Annotated in this window: 16 protein-coding genes; 8 read left to right on the top strand and 8 right to left on the bottom strand. The window is 35.6% G+C overall.

All coding sequences use genetic code 11. The features are described 5' to 3' along the window. Positions 1 to 1326: T9SS type B sorting domain-containing protein (locus BM253_RS11070; RefSeq protein ID WP_143095630.1), on the top strand; the 1326-nt coding region annotated here is incomplete at its 5' end. A 149-nt stretch (positions 1327 to 1475) separates the two neighbouring features. Beyond that, positions 1476 to 4892 carry a methylmalonyl-CoA mutase family protein gene (locus BM253_RS11075; protein WP_091523937.1) on the top strand — a complete coding sequence of 1139 codons (3417 nt, stop codon included), beginning with the start codon at positions 1476 to 1478 and terminating at the stop codon, positions 4890 to 4892. A gap of 55 nt (positions 4893 to 4947) precedes the next feature. Here the strand turns inward: BM253_RS11075 and BM253_RS11080 are convergent, their stop codons facing one another. The 5 genes from BM253_RS11080 to BM253_RS11100 all read right to left on the bottom strand — a co-directional run bounded on the left by BM253_RS11080 (position 4948) and on the right by BM253_RS11100 (position 9786). Then, positions 4948 to 5841 carry a cation diffusion facilitator family transporter gene (locus BM253_RS11080; protein ID WP_091523940.1) on the bottom strand — a complete coding sequence of 298 codons (894 nt, stop codon included), beginning with the start codon at positions 5839 to 5841 and terminating at the stop codon, positions 4948 to 4950. 66 nt (positions 5842 to 5907) lie between these two features. Then, on the bottom strand, positions 5908 to 6147 hold the full coding sequence (locus BM253_RS11085; protein ID WP_091523944.1) for a hypothetical protein: 240 nt from the start codon (positions 6145 to 6147) through the stop codon (positions 5908 to 5910). Positions 6148 to 6151: 4 nt separating this feature from the next. Then, on the bottom strand, positions 6152 to 7165 hold the full coding sequence (locus BM253_RS11090) for an SPFH domain-containing protein (protein ID WP_091523947.1): 1014 nt from the start codon (positions 7163 to 7165) through the stop codon (positions 6152 to 6154). A gap of 18 nt (positions 7166 to 7183) precedes the next feature. Next, positions 7184 to 8500: a hypothetical protein gene (locus tag BM253_RS11095; protein ID WP_091523950.1), complete on the bottom strand. Its 1317-nt coding sequence runs from the start codon at positions 8498 to 8500 to the stop codon at positions 7184 to 7186. A gap of 2 nt (positions 8501 to 8502) precedes the next feature. After that, on the bottom strand, positions 8503 to 9786 hold the full coding sequence (locus BM253_RS11100) for a hypothetical protein (RefSeq protein ID WP_091523954.1): 1284 nt from the start codon (positions 9784 to 9786) through the stop codon (positions 8503 to 8505). A gap of 114 nt (positions 9787 to 9900) precedes the next feature. On the opposite strand from BM253_RS11100, the gene BM253_RS11105 reads away from it, so the two are divergent. Next, positions 9901 to 11052, top strand: coding sequence for an ABC transporter ATP-binding protein (locus BM253_RS11105; RefSeq protein WP_091524127.1), 1152 nt, complete (start codon positions 9901 to 9903; stop codon positions 11050 to 11052). A 12-nt stretch (positions 11053 to 11064) separates the two neighbouring features. Continuing rightward, complete coding sequence (locus BM253_RS11110) at positions 11065 to 12939, top strand: hypothetical protein (RefSeq protein WP_091523957.1); 1875 nt, start codon at positions 11065 to 11067, stop codon at positions 12937 to 12939. A 59-nt stretch (positions 12940 to 12998) separates the two neighbouring features. Here BM253_RS11110 and BM253_RS11115 read toward each other — a convergent pair whose 3' ends face one another. Next, positions 12999 to 13547: a ferritin gene (locus tag BM253_RS11115; protein WP_091523961.1), complete on the bottom strand. Its 549-nt coding sequence runs from the start codon at positions 13545 to 13547 to the stop codon at positions 12999 to 13001. A gap of 148 nt (positions 13548 to 13695) precedes the next feature. On the opposite strand from BM253_RS11115, the gene BM253_RS11120 reads away from it, so the two are divergent. Genes BM253_RS11120 through BM253_RS11140 form a run of 4 tightly spaced genes read left to right on the top strand, consistent with a single transcriptional unit; the run spans position 13696 to position 16042 of the window. After that, positions 13696 to 14148: an SRPBCC domain-containing protein gene (locus tag BM253_RS11120; protein ID WP_091523965.1), complete on the top strand. Its 453-nt coding sequence runs from the start codon at positions 13696 to 13698 to the stop codon at positions 14146 to 14148. Between the two features lie 4 nt (positions 14149 to 14152). Beyond that, positions 14153 to 14563 carry an SRPBCC family protein gene (locus BM253_RS11125; protein ID WP_091523968.1) on the top strand — a complete coding sequence of 137 codons (411 nt, stop codon included), beginning with the start codon at positions 14153 to 14155 and terminating at the stop codon, positions 14561 to 14563. A 14-nt stretch (positions 14564 to 14577) separates the two neighbouring features. Beyond that, positions 14578 to 15510 (top strand): DUF1801 domain-containing protein, encoded by a 933-nt coding sequence (locus BM253_RS17430; RefSeq protein WP_218154375.1) that lies wholly within the window; start codon positions 14578 to 14580, stop codon positions 15508 to 15510. A 37-nt stretch (positions 15511 to 15547) separates the two neighbouring features. Further along, positions 15548 to 16042 carry a PepSY-like domain-containing protein gene (locus BM253_RS11140; protein ID WP_091523971.1) on the top strand — a complete coding sequence of 165 codons (495 nt, stop codon included), beginning with the start codon at positions 15548 to 15550 and terminating at the stop codon, positions 16040 to 16042. Positions 16043 to 16111: 69 nt separating this feature from the next. On the opposite strand, the gene BM253_RS11145 is transcribed toward BM253_RS11140, so the two are convergent. Continuing rightward, positions 16112 to 16783: a thioredoxin family protein gene (locus BM253_RS11145; protein WP_091523975.1), complete on the bottom strand. Its 672-nt coding sequence runs from the start codon at positions 16781 to 16783 to the stop codon at positions 16112 to 16114. A gap of 7 nt (positions 16784 to 16790) precedes the next feature. Beyond that, positions 16791 to 17300 carry a TlpA family protein disulfide reductase gene (locus BM253_RS11150; RefSeq protein WP_091523978.1) on the bottom strand — a complete coding sequence of 170 codons (510 nt, stop codon included), beginning with the start codon at positions 17298 to 17300 and terminating at the stop codon, positions 16791 to 16793. Positions 17301 to 17303: the final 3 nt, after the last annotated feature.

A 17303-nucleotide genomic window follows, 5' to 3' on the forward strand; every position in this document is an offset into this window, starting at 1 on the left:
ACGGCATTGTTAGCGTGCATGGACAACCCTACGCCAACAACAACCTTTAATTTACACGATAAAGATGCACAAGCATTGGCAGGAGAAGATCCGGCAGATTTTATTGTAAGATATTTCCCAAGTGAACAAAATGCAATAAATAATACCAACCCGTTACCATATACATACATAAATGCTACAGAATGGGAGCAGGTTATCTGGGTTCGTGTAGAAAACAAAGATACAGGCTGTTTTAGTATTGATAGTTTCTCACTAAAAATAGAACAGGCAGTATATGCGTTTACACCGGCAAATACCGAATTCTGTGAAACAGATTATGTAAACGACGGTATTTCATTAATAGATCTAACAACTTTAGATGTTGATATTATTGATACACAGGTAATTCCTGCAGCAGATTTACGCGTTAGATACGAGCGTTGGGATGGAACACCAATACAAGACCCTGCAAATAGTGTACAAGTATTTAATGGTGAAGTAATCCGTGCGATAGTTTACAATGCAGATCGTACTCTTTTATGTAGTGATTCTGTAAACATCACGATTCGTTTAAAGAACGCACCTGAAGTAAAACCATTAATAGACGGGTTTGTATGTTACGAATACCGCGACCAATGGAACATAAGCAGTGGTCATTATCTTGATACAGGAGTAACAGGAACAGGATACACCTTTGTATGGACGATAGACGGACAACCTATACCACCGGGCGTAGCAGATATATTAGATGGCGGTAGCAGATTGTACGCAAAACGCGGCGGAACTTATACAGTTGTAGTAACAGGACCAAACGGATGTAGCACAACACGCACTGCACGCGTAGATGAGGCGCCAAGTATCACAATTGATGAGGTGAAGGTAACCGATAGTTTTGGCGATACCAATGCCATTGAAGTAATGGCTTACGCAGGTCCGGGAGTAGTGTTAGAATACAAGTTAGACGAAGGTTCATGGCAAGATTCTAACATTTTCTTAGATGTAACAGCGGGTGAGCATACCGTTTACGTACGTATAGAAGGTGAGCCTTGTATTGCAAGTAAAGTAATCACGGTAATGGACTACCCTAAATTCTTTACACCTAACAACGATGGTTACAACGATACATGGAACATTTGGTCGTTAAAGAACCAACCTGATGCCAAGATCTATATCTTTGACCGCTTTGGAAAACTGATCAAACAGTTAAGCCCGGCAGGCGAAGGATGGGACGGAACCTTTAACGGACAACCATTACCATCAACCGACTACTGGTTCAAGGCAGATTACATAGATCCAAAAACAGGATTAACCAAAGAAGTAAGAGGTCACTTCTCGTTAAAACGATAAACACCTGTTAAATAGAAACCAAACAAAAGAGGAAGCATTTGCTTCCTCTTTTGTTTGTAAATATTCAAATTTTGAGTGCATATTAATTTTAAAAGCTGTTTTATATAATCTGTAAAAGATGTATCTTGCGAAGTCGAAATAAAAACAAAATGGAACAAAAAATATACACTCCAAATAACAAAGTGCGTATCGTTACAGCTGCTGCTTTGTTTGATGGACACGATGCTGCAATCAACATTATGCGCCGAATTATACAGTCAACCGGATGTGAAGTAATTCATTTAGGACATGATAAATCGGTTGAGGATGTGGTAAATACCGCAATTCAAGAAGATGCAAATGCTATTGCAATGACATCGTATCAAGGTGGTCACAATGAATATTTTAAATATATGTACGATTTGCTTCAGGAAAAAGGAGCAGGTCATATAAAAATAGTTGGCGGCGGCGGCGGCGTAATTCTTCCTACAGAAATCAAGGAATTAATGGATTACGGTATTACGCGTATTTATTCTCCAGACGATGGTCGTGAATTGGGCTTACAAGGCATGATTAATGATATGGTGCAGAAAGCCGATTTTCCAACAGGAGCTTTAGAAATTCCTGACGGAAAAGATATCTATCAGTCGTTGAAAGATAAAGATATTACTACTATTTCCCGATTAATTTCATTGGCAGAAAACCGAGAAGAAGACTTTTTAAAGGTTTTTGATTTTAATAAAGTAGAAAATCAATCGGCACCCGTTTTAGGAATTACCGGAACAGGTGGTGCAGGTAAATCTTCTATGGTTGATGAAATTGTTCGTAGATTTTTAATCGATTTTCCAGAGAAAACCATTGCATTAGTTTCGGTAGATCCATCTAAAAAGAAAACCGGTGGTGCTTTGTTGGGCGATCGTATCCGTATGAACTCTATCAACAATCCACGTGTTTATATGCGTTCGTTGGCTACACGTCAGTCAAACTTGGCGTTGTCAAAATACGTAGAAGAAGCGCTTCAGGTTTTAAAAGCAGCACAGTATGATTTGATTATTTTAGAAACATCGGGAATCGGTCAGTCTGATACTGAGATTTTAGATCATTCAGACGCTTCGTTGTACATCATGACTCCTGAGTTCGGTGCTGCGACTCAATTGGAAAAAATTGATATGTTAGATTTTGCCGATATCGTTGCAATCAATAAATTCGATAAACGTGGCGCCTTAGATGCGTTGCGCGATGTAAAGAAGCAATACCAACGTAACCATAATTTATGGGATGTGAACCCAGACAAAATGCCGGTTTTTGGAACAATTGCTTCGCAGTTTAACGATCCGGGAACAAACCAGTTGTATCAGTCTATTATTGATAAAGTGGTTGAAAAAACAGGAGCTGATTTGAAATCGACTTTTGAAATTACAAAAGAGATGTCAGAGAAAATCTACGTTATTCCGCCATCTCGTATTCGTTATTTATCTGAAATCGCAGAAAATAATCGTGGTTACGACAGCAAAGCAGTTTCACAAAAAGATGTTGCTCAAAAACTATACGGAATCTTTAAAACTATTGAAACTATTTCGGGTAAATTACCTGCGTTAACACAGCATGGAATTGAAGTTACGGGAACTCAAAACGAAGAATTATCTAAGCTTTTATTAGCTGAATTCGATAAGTTAAAACGTGATTTAGATCCTTACAACTGGGAAGTGATTACGTCTTGGGATGAAAAAGTAAACAAGTACAAAAATCCGGTTTATTCGTTTAAAGTTCGTGACAAAGAAATTAAAATTCAAACACATACCGAATCGCTATCGCACTTGCAGATCCCTAAAATTGCTTTGCCAAAGTACGAAGCTTGGGGCGATGTGTTGCGTTGGGTTTTGCAAGAAAATGTTCCGGGAGAATTCCCTTTTACATCCGGCTTGTATCCGTTTAAACGCGAAGGCGAAGATCCAACGCGTATGTTTGCAGGTGAAGGTGGACCAGAGCGTACCAACCGTCGTTTTCATTATGTATCTAAAGGAATGCCGGCAAAACGTTTATCAACAGCGTTTGATTCGGTAACTTTATACGGAAACGATCCAGGGCATCGTCCGGATATTTATGGAAAAATTGGTAATGCCGGAGTTTCGATTTGTTGTTTAGATGATGCTAAAAAATTGTATTCAGGGTTTGATTTATCGCACCCGGCAACATCGGTTTCTATGACCATTAACGGCCCGGCACCTATGTTGTTAGGATTTTTTATGAACGCAGCGATCGATCAAAACTGTGAAAAATACATTAAAGAAAATGATTTAGAAGCAGACGTTGAAGCAAAAATAAAAGCAATTTACGAAGACAACGGTTTAGAACGCCCACGTTATAATGGTGATTTACCAGAAGGAAACGATGGGTTGGGACTGATGCTTTTAGGAGTGTCGGGCGACCAAGTTTTACCTCCAGATGTATATGCAGAAATTAAAAAGAATACCTTGGCACAGGTTCGTGGTACCGTTCAGGCAGATATTTTAAAAGAAGATCAAGCTCAAAATACCTGTATTTTCTCTACCGAATTTGCGTTGCGTTTAATGGGCGACGTGCAGGAATATTTCATTGAAAAGAACGTTCGTAACTTTTACTCGGTTTCTATTTCGGGCTATCACATTGCCGAAGCAGGTGCAAATCCGGTTACACAGTTGGCATTTACGCTGGCAAATGGTTTCACTTATGTGGAATACTATTTATCTCGTGGAATGGATATCAATGCGTTTGGACCAAACTTGTCGTTCTTTTTCTCGAATGGTATCGATCCGGAATATTCGGTAATTGGTCGTGTGGCTCGTAGAATCTGGGCAAAAGCTTTAAAGCAGAAATACGGAGCTAACGAACGTGCACAAATGTTGAAATACCACATTCAAACATCGGGTAGATCGTTACACGCGCAAGAAATTGACTTTAACGATATTCGTACCACATTACAGGCGTTGTATGCAATTTACGACAACTGTAACTCGTTACACACGAATGCTTACGATGAAGCGATTACAACTCCTACAGAAGAATCGGTACGTAGAGCAATGGCAATTCAGTTGATTATTAATAAGGAATTAGGATTAGCGAAAAACGAAAACCCAATACAAGGTTCATTTATTATTGAAGAGTTGACTGATTTGGTTGAAGAAGCTGTTTTGGCAGAATTTGATCGAATTACAGAACGTGGCGGTGTGTTAGGTGCAATGGAAACCATGTACCAACGTTCTAAGATTCAGGAAGAATCATTGTATTACGAAACGTTGAAACATAATGGCGATTTCCCAATTATTGGTGTAAATACGTTTTTAAGTTCAACGGGATCTAAAACGGTGGTTCCGGCAGAAGTTATTCGTGCAACCGAAGAAGAGAAATTGTTTCAGATTAAAACGAAAGAAAGTTTAAATAAAATTAACGAAGCAAAGGCATTAAAAGCTTTAGAAGAAGCACAAACCGCAGCAGTTAATAACCAAAATATCTTTGAGGTGTTAATGGAAGCTGCCAAAGTGTGTTCGTTAGGACAAATAACATCGGCTTTGTTTGAAGTAGGCGGACAGTACCGCAGAAATATGTAAAAGTTGATTATGACAATAGAAAGCCTCTCAAAATTTTGAGAGGCTTTTGTTTTTATCAATCAATTTGTATGGTTACATTGCTAATGTTGTGTTGGGTAAAAACGGTTTGTAGGTGCTTTTTAATTTCTTGTAAATTATTGGTGGTTGTTTGTACTGTTATGGTGGCTATGTGTTGTTGCCCGTCTATTGTCCAAATGTTTAAAGCGGTAATTTTTTGTATGGTGTTTAATTGTAAAAGATCGCTTTTTATTTTTTCAATATTAATTCCTTCAGGAACAGCTTGCAGTAAAACAGTAAAAGTTCCGTACATATTTTTTAAGGCATTGTATGCAATAAACAAAGCAATGGCAATGGTTAGTGCACTATCAATCCAAAACCAATTGGTAAAATACATTACGGCTGCACCTATTAAAACGGCAATCCAGCCCAAAACATCTTCTAATAAATGCAGCATAATTGCTTTGCTGTTGGCATCGTGCGACTGATGAGCATGCGAATGTGAATGTGAATGTGAATGCGAATGTGAATGATGTTCGTGTGCGTCTCCTTTCTTTATTCGTAAAAAAGCAAAACCGTTTACTGCAATGCCTAACACAGCAAAACCTAGCATACCTATACTGTTAACTTCTTTGGGGGTGTTTATAGTAACAATGCCATTATATGTCATAAATACAGTGCCAACCAATAAAATTACCGACATGATAATTGCCGATAACAATGCAAACCGACGATAACCATAGGTAAACGTTAACGATGCCGGTTTCTTTGAAAATTTAGCCATATACACGGCGATTCCAATAGCAACGGCATCCATAAAATCATGAAAAGCGTCGGCAATGATAGCGGTAGAATTGGTTAAAATACCGCCTATTAATTCAATAACCGCAAAAAACAAGTTTAAAAAGAAAGCTAACGAAAGTTGTGTGTTGCTGCTGTGTTTGGTGCTCATAACTACTAAGTTTTTATGAAGTATGTATTTAAAAAACGCAGTGATGGTATTCACTGCGTTTTGTAATTATAACCTTTTTTGCGCCACACCGGGTGCGTTTTTATCGTATTTATTGCGGTTTCCACCAAAAAACAAGGCGATAACAGCTGTTAGTAAAAATGCGCCAACGGCTAATAAACCAATGGTAGTGTAAGTTTTGGTAAGATATTGTGCTTCAAACAACTCAATATCCCATGTTTGTAGTACAAAGTACGTTAATGTAACCAATATTAAAAGGGTTACTATAAATGCTACAACATATTTCATAAGGCTACAGTTTAAAGTTACTTAGAATTTGCTTTTTAAGATCGTTGAATTCTTCTTGAGTGATGATTTGCTCATCGACCAAAATTTTTAGTTTCTGCAATTTTTCAAAAGCATCGCTATTTTCTTCGGTGATTTTTTGAGTGAATTGATCTTTCTCTGTCGTGAATAATTTTCCTATTTCCATACCCACACCTAATTGTGCACCCATTCCGGCTAAACCGCCTTCGTTTCGGGCGGCATCTCTTAATGCACGTAGTTTTTCCATTTCGGTGTACGATAAACCTGCTTGTGCGGCAGCTGTGGTATCGGTTGTAATATCGGCAATTCTGCCAATACGTTCAACAGTAGCTTCATCGAACACGGTGCCTGTAATGTTGAAATCGGTAATTTGGAGTCCAAGACTTTCAAAATCGGACGAAATTTTGGTAACAACTTCATCTTCAATAGCCGTAAGCTGCGAATCTATTTCATTATACGCATATTTGTTTTGTGCGAATAGAGTGCGCAACTGGTTAATTATTCGCTCTAGAATAACTTGTTTCATGGCAGATATTGTGAAAACATCTTGCGAACCAATGATATCGGTAAATAAAAACAGCGGCTGACTGATCTTGTATGAGAAGTTTCCGTTTAAGCCCAGTTCCACAGGCAGGTTATACGAAGCATCAACGTATTTTATAGGCGATGCCGTTCCCCAATATTGATTAACGATTTCTGCCGTGCGAAAAAAGTAGATTTTCAGTTTGTGTTCGCTTTCAAAATTTTGTCTTATTTTAAGTAGCGATGTGATAAACGGATGATTGTCTGTAGCCAGATTGTAAATGTCGGGTTGTGTAAGTACATCGGTAATTCTTCCTTCGTAAACTAAAACACACGCTTGTCCGGGAGCAACGATTAATTTGCTGGCATCTTTAATTTCGTTGTGTGTAGATGGAAATTTGTACAGCAAGGTATTCACATCGGGATTGTTCCACTCTATAACGCTTGCTAATTGTTTATTAAAAAATTTCTTAAACATAGTTTTCTTTTTTATTGGTTAATCTAAATCGAATGATAATTCATCTAGTTCTAATTTCTTTACTAATTTTCCTTGGTTGCTGTAAAGGAAATATTCTTCACGGCTGCCAAATACCAATCCGTTATTTTTGCTTATAGCACCGCTGAAATCGTATAAATGCGAAACTTCCGATGGGGCAGACCACAACAGTTTTCCGTTATAATCTTGCCATTGAATTTTAAAATTCTCCGATGATATATTGGTGGTTTTTACACCCAATGCTACAATACCATCGCGGAAATCAAGCACGGTCATATCATACACTATGTTATCTGTATTCAGCACTTCCATATCAATCAAATGCGAAGCAGCAACCCAGTAACTACTGAACGATGCGCTTTTAAAGTTTTCGTCTTCATCAAATACCGATTCTATATGCGGATTAAAGCAAAACGGATAGCCCATGCTGTACATAGCATTGTATCGAACCAAATACGAAGGCTGGTTGTTTGTTTGAAAAAAGAAGGTAGTTGGCTTTTCATTCGGATACGATCGTGGCTCAACAGTCTGTCTAAAATTATCGGCATAATACACTTTAGAAATAGGATAGTACATAACTTCTTTTCCGCTGTTTGACTTTATTTCGAAGGCAGAATATTTGTGTGTCGCATCATCGATACCCGCAATACCGCTTTGCATTTCTTTTACGTTTGCAATAACTTCGTTGTTTAAGAAGTGCATGCTTTTGGTAACGACATCGTACTTGTACAGCAGGTTGTTGGCTGCAATAATGTAAATATTTCCATCGTCGAACTTAAAGCATTCGGTTCCATGAAAACTTATATTGTTAGGTGTGTTAAGTTCTAAAGGTTCTATTTGGTCGTATGCTCCTTTAACGGCATCATAAACCGCCCAAAAAACTTTGTCTTTATATTTGTTGTTGTTATAGTCTGACGATCTTATGCTGCCCATCATGAATATTTTCAGGTTTTTACTTTGATCTGTAAAAGCTGCCGAACTGCTAATATTAAAAGTGTAATCTTTTCTTTTGGTACTTTCTGATGTGCTGAAACTTGATGATGAGCTATTGTTGGTTGTAAAAAACAGGATAGGAATAATAAGTGCAAAACCAAGAAAAATGATTCCAAGAAAAATCCATAAAGCTCGTTTTGAATTGAAATTTATCGGTGCAGCAGTTGGTCTGTTTGTATAGGTGTGTTTGTGGTTTACCGATGTTTGGTTGGTATCCACATAAAATGATGTTTGGCAGTTTAAACACTCAAACATATTATCGTCTAAATACTTTACTTTTTTTGATCCGCAATTGGGACACTGAATTGTTTTTAAATTACCCATGTTTATTCTTTTGGTTCTAAAGTTATTTCTTCTAAATTAATCGTTTTTGTTATTTTTCCGTCGGTACCAATTAGGTAAAAAGTTTTGTTTGCTGTTACAAACAACTCGTTTTTAGTAGATAGTGTGTTGTTGGTATGATCAATTAAACCAAAATTGGTTTTTAAATTCCATTTAACAGATCCTTTATTATCTAAAAGCTCAATGATGTACTTTTCACCTTCACTGATATTTTCCTTGTATGCAACAGCCACATTATCGTTATTGTTCCCTAAAACAATAAGCTTGTGCATGCGGTTTTTTATAGGAAGGATCGAATGATTTTTAACGAAAGCCCTTTCAGCGTCTTGGTTTGAAATGGTTGCGTTTACCTGTTCTTCTTTCTCATTAAATGTAATATTAAAAACAGGATTGGTAAAAACAGGATACCCCGATTGCTGCATTGCCTGATATTGAATCAGATAATTTGGGTTTGAATTTGATACTGCATATTTTGTCTGTAAAACTGCATTAGGCATTGTAGTTCCTTTATCAGGATATTGCATTTGGATTTTTGTCGATGGAAAATAACTGATCTTTGCCCCGGTGTTCGATACAATATCCAAACAGTTGTAACTTTGGTTTATTTCTATACTGGCAATACCGGTTTTTAACTTGTCTATCGTTTGTTCCAAATCATTGTTCATGTACACAAACGAGTTTTCTGAAATATCGTATCTGTAAACTTTTGTTTTCTTAAACACAAAATAAATACTGCCGTCGTTTAGCGGTTTTAAGGTAATATCGCCCAAAGATATTGTTTCAGAAATATCGGTAAATACGTTTAACTGCTCTGTTTTTCCTGAGGCAACATTATAAACCGACCAATATAATTTTTTATTTTCTTTATCATTGTAACTGCGTGTGTTCGATCCGATGTTTCCAACAATAAAAAGTTTAATCACATTATTCTTATCCGTAAAAACCTGCGAAACCGTTTCGTTCTGCCATGTTATTTTATTTGTAAAAGCAGTAGCAATCGAATCTTTTTTAGAAAACATTCCTGATACCATCAGCCAAACAAATCCAAAAAACAAAATTGCAATAAAAATACCCACCGCTTTTTTGTTTACAGGTGCAGCCGGTATCTTTGGCGTGTTATAGTTGTAATTATGGTTAATGGTAATATCGTCTGTATCTAAAAGATACCCCGAACCACAGTTTAAACATTCAAAATGCTCTTCGTCAATTCTTTTTTGTTTGGTGCTTCCACATTGTGGGCACTTAATAGCTTTTATTTTCTTTGCCATTTAAAGCGTCAATTTTTTAATTAAACTTACAAAAAAAGATTAAAAATGTAAACATTCATACGATAATTCCTTTGCCATGTGAAAGATATTTTTACTTTTACAATAAAAAAGCGAATGAATAAACATATACAGCGTGTACAGGAAGCCGTGCACTTTTTTGATAATAAGGATACTTTTCTAGGTTTTAGAAAGCTGTTGGACTGTGCGATGGATACGCAGAACATGCAGATTTACAGAGAAGCAATTAATCTGACCGACTGGAAAGAAAAAAATCCCGAGCAGACTGATGCTTTAATTACAAAGGCAAAAGAACTGTTACAAAAAATAGCTTTAGTTGATGTACCGGAAAACAAGGCAGAAGAATTTGTTTTGAAGGCGGATCAGATAACAAAAAGTTACGGATCGCAAAAATTTTCGTTAGGACCTATTTCGCTTACGTTGACTAAAGGTCAGGTTTTTGGATTGGTGGGTGAAAACGGTAATGGTAAAACTACATTGTTGCGCATTCTGGCTAAAGAAATTGCTCAGACACAAGGATCGCTTCACTATCAGTTTACAAACGAAATACAAAACGATTACGATTTACGTACCAAATTAATCTACATTCCGCAACGTACCGATAAATGGTATGGCAGTTTGTTGGATAATTTACGTTTTGTATTGGCGAATTACGGCGAAAAACCGGATGAGATTGAAACCCGAGTTTTATTGATGGTTGCGCGTTTGGGATTATGGAATTACCGACATTTAAAATGGAGCGAACTATCATCGGGCTACAAAATGCGTTTTGAACTGGCACGTACCTTATTGCGCAAACCCGAAATTTTGTTGTTAGATGAACCTTTGGCAAACCTGGATGTGTTGGCACAGCAGATTATTCTGGAAGATTTAAAGGCGATAGCGAATTCGGTTAATAACCCAATTGCGCTAATTTTAAGTTCGCAACAGTTGTATGAAGTTGAGAAGATATCAGACAAGGTAATTTTTCTGAAAAACGGCAAATACAACGAAAGTACAAACGAAGCCGTTAACGACGAAAAACCGTTAATTATAGAAATTGATACCAATGCAAACCGTGAAGAATTATTAAAGGTTTTTGAGCCATTTTCATTGGAAAAGCTAACCTTTAACGGCGGAATTTACACGGTGTATTTCAACACAACTACCCGTTTCTCCGAAGTAATTGTAGCATTAGGATCAGCTGATATACAACTAATTTATATCCGTGATATTTCTGCATCAACCCGTAGATTTTTTGTAAACTAGAAAAACATTGTTATGAATTTTATCAATAAAATAAACAATTACCTTATACAGCGGTACCCAACAATATGGAACACCCGCATTGTGTGGATGCTTGCCATAAGCCTGTTGGCGCACATCGTTTTTTACTTTATAGGTTTTATATCGCACAGTAGTCCGCTTTCGTTACAAAACAGCCGGGTTATAGACGATTATTTTTCAAGCGGCGTAATAATGGTACACATCATTGTTTCTATGCTTATGCTGGTAGGCTGGCTGGTTTACATGTTTAAAAACAACGGCTTTAAAAACTTTTATCCTACAAGCAACCTTAAACTTTTTGGTCAGTTTATGTGTTATTTGGTCATTGTTTTTGCATCAATAAGTTTTTATTTTCCATATATGTTCGGGTTTAGAACTTACATAAACGTAACGTATCCAAACAACGAATTAGTAAAAAATGTAAATATTATTAATAAAGCGTTTCCGTTTTTAACCTTTTCATACCAAGATTATGAACTAGATAGAAAAGCGTCGCCTAAAATATTTAACGAATTATACTGCGAAAAAGACCCCAATTTAATAGATTATAATAAAAAATATTTCAGCACACTTGGCAACGATTATCAGTTTTACAGCATTTACCAAGTTGCCATTACAGAGCGCGATGAAAACTATCAATTTAAGTACCCAGCCGCCGAATATAAAAATAATGTTTCATTAGCGTATCAAACCGTAGAGAACGATACTTGTTATTACTTTTTTAAGAAAGAGGTAGTTGATGTTTCGGCACAAATAAAAACTGCAGATTTATCATTCTACAATTTTTCAAGAAAATTTTATGAGTTAGATTTTAGTGAAATTGATTATTATGACAGATATTCTAACGGCTATTATACCGAACCGGTTCCGTATGATGTAGATCCTAAAGAGGGTAAAAACTACCAAATAAATAAAGATTTAACAGCGCTTTTAGACAGAAACAATCCGGTAGAAATTAAAAAAGGTTTAAACGATTTTTTAGAAGTATCTAAGAAATATCAAATAAAAACCAATTTAACTACCGATAAATGGTTTGATTTGATTTATTTCCCTGGAAATTTCCCTATAAAGAACTTTATTGCAGAGCACGAAAGCGAATATTACTATCCAACAGATTCTGTAGCCTTAGCAGTTCCCGAAGTTGATACATTAACAACCGATATTGCATCGCAAAATGTTCATGAAGCAACCCAAGCTGCCGTAGTAGCAGTGGCTGAAGCTGCCGGTGTAAATTCAACAAACAAAATGGTTGATTTTTACAATAAAAATAGATCTAGAAACTATTATGAAATAAGAAATTTAAACGAATTTCTTCGAAACGTAGAATTAGTTAAAAGCGATGATTTTGTATCGCGAAACATTCATGTATATATTTGGATTGCCTTTTTCTTCTCTACATTAATTTTCAGTTTCAGAGTAACAAATTTACGTTCTGTAATTTTTACAGGAATTACAACAGGCGTATTGAGTTTGGTTATTGGGTTAATGGTTTTAATGTACAGCATGGGCATGGGTGGAGATGAAGAATATTTTGCAGCTTATTTGGTGTTTATTATAGCAACCATAATTATTCTGATTCCGTTTTTATTTCTCACATCAGCATCCAAACTGTTTACGTCGATCTTTATGAACATCACCATTAATGGTTTTGTTTTGTATGTGCTGTTGATTTTAGGCATTATAAGTATGCACCAAAACGATGCTTGCCGTGCACAGCCAGGTTATTACAACAGTTACCCAAGTAAAACATGCACTACGCTTTTGGAATATTTAGATATGAACACGAGTTATTTGCTGCTGGCAGTAGGTTTACTGTTTATGTTTATATACACCGCAGTCATTAAAAAATGGCGTGCTGTACCGGAATAATTATTACAAAAAAAGAACGTATGTAAATACGTTCTTTTTTGTTTTAATGATGTTTGAAGTTACTCTAAAGGATTCACATTATCAGCAATAGGGAATTCCTGATCGGTATTTCCAATAAGTTTGTTTAACTCAAATTTAGCCGTATCGCTCATGTTGTTACCGCCGGCAAGTTTGGCTTTATCCAATAAATCAAGTGCCAGTTTTTCTTCTTCGCGTTGTTCGGCAACCAGCCATTGCATAAAATTCCAGGTAGCCCAATCTTCTTCGTCCATACTCATTTTTACCAGTTTGTAAACCGCAGTAGTATTTTCAATTTCCTGTTTTAAAACACTTTCAAAGCATTCTAAAACATTATTGGGTTTAGGTTGTGGTTTGGCAATAGCATCAATAACAACCGTTCCGCCTCGTTCCTGAATATATTCAATAATTTTAGCCATGTGCACGCGTTCTTCCTGCGAATGCTTCATCATAAAATTCTTAACACCGTCTAACTGGTTTTCGTCTGCCCAACAGGCAAGCATTAAATACATTTGTGCCGAATAAGCTTCTAAAGTAACCTGATCATTCAAGGCTTTTTGCAAGGTTTCTGATATTCTTATTGTATTCATAACATTAAATTTTTTTGTATTAGCAACCTAAAGTTACGCATCTTAAAACGGAATTTTGTAAAAATTATCAAAAAAAGAGGGTTATCAAAATCAATATAAAATCATTTTAAATTAAGAAATTTATTAAATTCGTTAAAAGCAAATTCAAATGGAAAAGTTAACTGCCAAGGCAAGTATTCAAATTCAAAAACCTGTGAACGAGGTTTTTAGTGCGATTGTTTCTGCCGATAAAATGAATCGATACTTTATAGAATCATCAACCGGAAATTTAGGAACAGACAAAACCGTTCAATGGAAGTTTCCCGAGTTTGACGATGTTTTTCCCGTAACCGGAAAAGAAATTAAAGAAAACGAATATGTTTCGTTCGACTGGAGTGGCGAACCAAATATGCTGGTAGAAATTTTTCTGCAGCCACAAAAAGATAACTCAACCGTTGTAAAAGTTGTGGAGCATGAAATGGAAAAAACCCATGCCGGAATTAAGCAAATGATGCAGCAAACCGAAGGCTGGGCAAACTTTTTAGCTTGTTTGAAAGCCAGTTTAGAATACAACATTAACTTACGAAATGGCGCTTTTGATTATATGCGCATTAAAAAATAGAAAAATGGGAAAAATAACGGTACAGGTTGCGGTAAATGCGCCTATTGAAAAAGTTTGGGATAAATTAAACAACCCAAGACATATTGAACAATGGAATCAGGCATCGCCGGATTGGCATTGTTTAAATGCATCGAATAATTTGGAAGTTGGTGGGAAATTAAAAAGTACAATGGCTGCTAAAGACGGTAGTTTTTCTTTTGATTTTGAGGGGATTTATGATGAAGTTATTCCGCAGAAATTCATAAAATATCACATGGAAGACGGCAGAGTGGTTGAAATTTCTTTTGAAGACAAAGGTAATCAGATACTTGTAACCGAAACATTTGATGCTGAAAATCAAAACCCGGAAGAAATGCAGAAAGAAGGTTGGCAGGCAATTTTAAACAGCTTTAAAAACCATGTGGAAACTACCTAATTGGTTAAATTATCATGAATACTTTTTTAAACATAGCAGAATATATTTCCGGTTTTTCTGATGATCGAAAGATAATCTTGGAAGATCTATATAAGATCATTAAAAAACATGTTCCAAAAGAAACGGTTGAAAAAATAAGTTATGGCATGCCAACGTTTTATTATAACGGAAATTTAATTCATTTTGCACTGTTTAAAAATCATTTGGGATTGTATCCAGGTCCCGATGCTATTGAGGTTTTTCAAGATCAGCTAACATCCTTCAAAACATCAAAAGGAGCCATTCAACTCCCTTTAGATCAAAAATTACCCAAGCAATTAATTGCTGATATTATTGCTTTCAATGTATCGAAATTGAAAGATAAAAAAGCTGCAAATTGGAGTGCCTATAATGATAAATGGACAGATGCCGAAGAATTTATGCAGCAGTTAATCGTGAAAACTAATCTAGACAAAGCAATTAAGTGGGATAAGGAAGTTTACACGTTTAACAATAAAAATGTGATAGGATGGGGTGGTTTTAAAGATTTTTTCTCGTTATGGTTTTACAATGGAGTGTTTTTATCAGATCCTGAAAAAGTGCTGGTAAATGCATCAGACGGAAAAACAAAAGCCATGCGTCAGTGGCGATTTACAAATGTTGCCGATATGGACGAGAAGAAGATTTTGGCGTACATAAACGAATCGATCCAAACCATAAAAGATGGTAAAGAAATAAGAACCGATGTTTTTGAAGAGAAGAAACCTGAAGGAATTTTTAAAGATTTTTTAGAAAGTAATATCGATGTTAAAATTGCTTTTGAAAAACTGACTAAAGGAAAACAGAAAGAATACGTGGTTTATATTGATGAAGCCAAACAGGAAAAAACAAAAGCTACACGCTTAGAAAAAATCAAAGAACTTATTTTACAGAATAAAGGTTTAAATGATAAATATAAAACCAAATAATTTTTGTATATTTATTTGATTTTTAAAAGTTTGTATTATGAAAAAGAATTTTTTACTATTATTAGCTTTAAGTAGTTTAACTTTTGTTTCGTGTAAAAAAGAAGTCACCGTTACACCTACAGCTACACAAACTGCCGATTCACTCAACCAAAATGCACAAAAAAACAATGTTAATTTCACTGATTTACCTGTAAAAGCATTAGAAACAATTAATAGTCATTACAGCCAAGACAACATTGCTTCGTATGAAGTAAAAACCATTCCGGTTATCGGAAAAAGTTTTGAAGTGAAGTTTAACGACGGTGCCGAAATTGATTTTGACAGCGATGGCATTTGGCACGAATGGAAAGATGCCAAAGGCTTACCAAAAGAAGTGCTGCCCGAAAGTATCAAAACGTATCTTTCTAAAAATTACGCATCAACTTTTGCCACTTCAATTGATAAAGAAAAAGATAAAATTAAGATTGATTTAGCATCAGATATTGATTTAGAATTTGATACTAACGGAAATTTTGTTCGTATTGATGACTAATTTTTATCTATAGAAATAAAAAAAGGTGTTTCATTAATTTGAAACACCTTTTTTCCTGTAAACTAACTATTACTTTTTAACTTTTATAGTACAACCAATTGCAACTGTTTCGGTTTGTTTTATAGGCTCATTTTTTAATAAAGCATCAACAGCAGCTTCTACGTATTTTTCGGTAACATCATTAGGGTTCTCGTGATTGTTATCAATAGCACCAATATATTTTACAATGTTTTTACCATTTTCTTTGTTAAGAACAAATACATGCGGTGTTTTAGTTGCACCGTATTGTGGATAAATTTTTTGTCCTTCATCAAACAAATAAGGAAAAGTAAATCCTTTTTCTTTTGCGCGGGTTTTCATCAAATCAAAACTATCTTCTGGTTGTGCAGTAGGATCGTTCGGATTAATCGCAATAACAGGATATCCTAACGATTTATATTTTGTATCTAATGCAACAATACGCTCTTCATAAGCTTTCGCATACGGACAATGGTTACAAGTAAAAATTACAATGTATCCTTTAGCATCAGTAAATTGAGATAAAGAGTACATTTTATCATCGGTTCCTTTTAACGAAAAATCAGTTGCTTCGTCGCCAATAGTATAGCCGGTTCTTTCAACAGCAGGCTCTTCGGTCTTGGTAATTGTGTCGTTTGTAACGGTTTCGGTGGTAGTTGTAGCTTCTTTCTTACAGCTTACAAAAGCAGCTGCAAATAAAGCTAATGCTAAAATTTTCTTCATTTTTTGTTTATTTAAATTTGTTAATGGTTTTTACTAAATCGTTGTAAGAAATTTGTCCTTCGGTAAAAAAAACTTGTTTGCCATTTTTGTAAATTGCTGTTGCAGGTATGGCGCCACTCCATGTTTTATTGATTTTCGGAATCCATTCGTTCATACGTTTGTTGTCTGTTAAAACATAAACATCGGGCGAAATATTGTTGGTTTTAATGTAGTTTTTTACTTTGGTTTCAAAATCGGCAGCTTTATCCAAACTCACTAAAATCATTTTAAATTTTTCTGATTTAAATTCGCTGTTAATTTTCATAAAATCAGGTAACTCTTCCACACAAGGCTGACACCACGTTGCCCAAAAGTTTACAATATAAAGCGTATCATTTTGTTTGGTGAATTGATTAAAAACCGAATTATAATCGGTACTTAACTCAAGAACCTGAGGTTTTTCAACAGCGGTTTCCGCTTTTTTATCACAAGAAGTAATAGTGAGTAAAAGCGTGCAAATTCCTATAAATTTCTTCATACA

It is taken from the genome of Paenimyroides ummariense, from assembly GCF_900115115.1.
GTDB classification, from domain to species: domain Bacteria; phylum Bacteroidota; class Bacteroidia; order Flavobacteriales; family Flavobacteriaceae; genus Flavobacterium; species Flavobacterium ummariense.

Excerpts from the sequence above, each read along its gene's own strand:
- BM253_RS11105 (WP_091524127.1), top strand. The coding sequence starts at position 9,901 with ATGAATAAACATATACAGCGTGTACAGGAAGCCGTGCACTTTTTTGAT.
- BM253_RS11145 (WP_091523975.1), bottom strand. The coding sequence starts at position 16,783 with ATGAAGAAAATTTTAGCATTAGCTTTATTTGCAGCTGCTTTTGTAAGC.
- BM253_RS11100 (WP_091523954.1), bottom strand. The coding sequence starts at position 9,786 with ATGGCAAAGAAAATAAAAGCTATTAAGTGCCCACAATGTGGAAGCACC.
- BM253_RS11115 (WP_091523961.1), bottom strand. The coding sequence starts at position 13,547 with ATGAATACAATAAGAATATCAGAAACCTTGCAAAAAGCCTTGAATGAT.
- BM253_RS17430 (WP_218154375.1), top strand. The coding sequence starts at position 14,578 with ATGAATACTTTTTTAAACATAGCAGAATATATTTCCGGTTTTTCTGAT.
- BM253_RS11080 (WP_091523940.1), bottom strand. The coding sequence starts at position 5,841 with ATGAGCACCAAACACAGCAGCAACACACAACTTTCGTTAGCTTTCTTT.
- BM253_RS11120 (WP_091523965.1), top strand. The coding sequence starts at position 13,696 with ATGGAAAAGTTAACTGCCAAGGCAAGTATTCAAATTCAAAAACCTGTG.
- BM253_RS11150 (WP_091523978.1), bottom strand. The coding sequence starts at position 17,300 with ATGAAGAAATTTATAGGAATTTGCACGCTTTTACTCACTATTACTTCT.
- BM253_RS11095 (WP_091523950.1), bottom strand. The coding sequence starts at position 8,500 with ATGGGTAATTTAAAAACAATTCAGTGTCCCAATTGCGGATCAAAAAAA.
- BM253_RS11140 (WP_091523971.1), top strand. The coding sequence starts at position 15,548 with ATGAAAAAGAATTTTTTACTATTATTAGCTTTAAGTAGTTTAACTTTT.
- BM253_RS11110 (WP_091523957.1), top strand. The coding sequence starts at position 11,065 with ATGAATTTTATCAATAAAATAAACAATTACCTTATACAGCGGTACCCA.
- BM253_RS11075 (WP_091523937.1), top strand. The coding sequence starts at position 1,476 with ATGGAACAAAAAATATACACTCCAAATAACAAAGTGCGTATCGTTACA.
- BM253_RS11125 (WP_091523968.1), top strand. The coding sequence starts at position 14,153 with ATGGGAAAAATAACGGTACAGGTTGCGGTAAATGCGCCTATTGAAAAA.
- BM253_RS11090 (WP_091523947.1), bottom strand. The coding sequence starts at position 7,165 with ATGTTTAAGAAATTTTTTAATAAACAATTAGCAAGCGTTATAGAGTGG.
- BM253_RS11085 (WP_091523944.1), bottom strand. The coding sequence starts at position 6,147 with ATGAAATATGTTGTAGCATTTATAGTAACCCTTTTAATATTGGTTACA.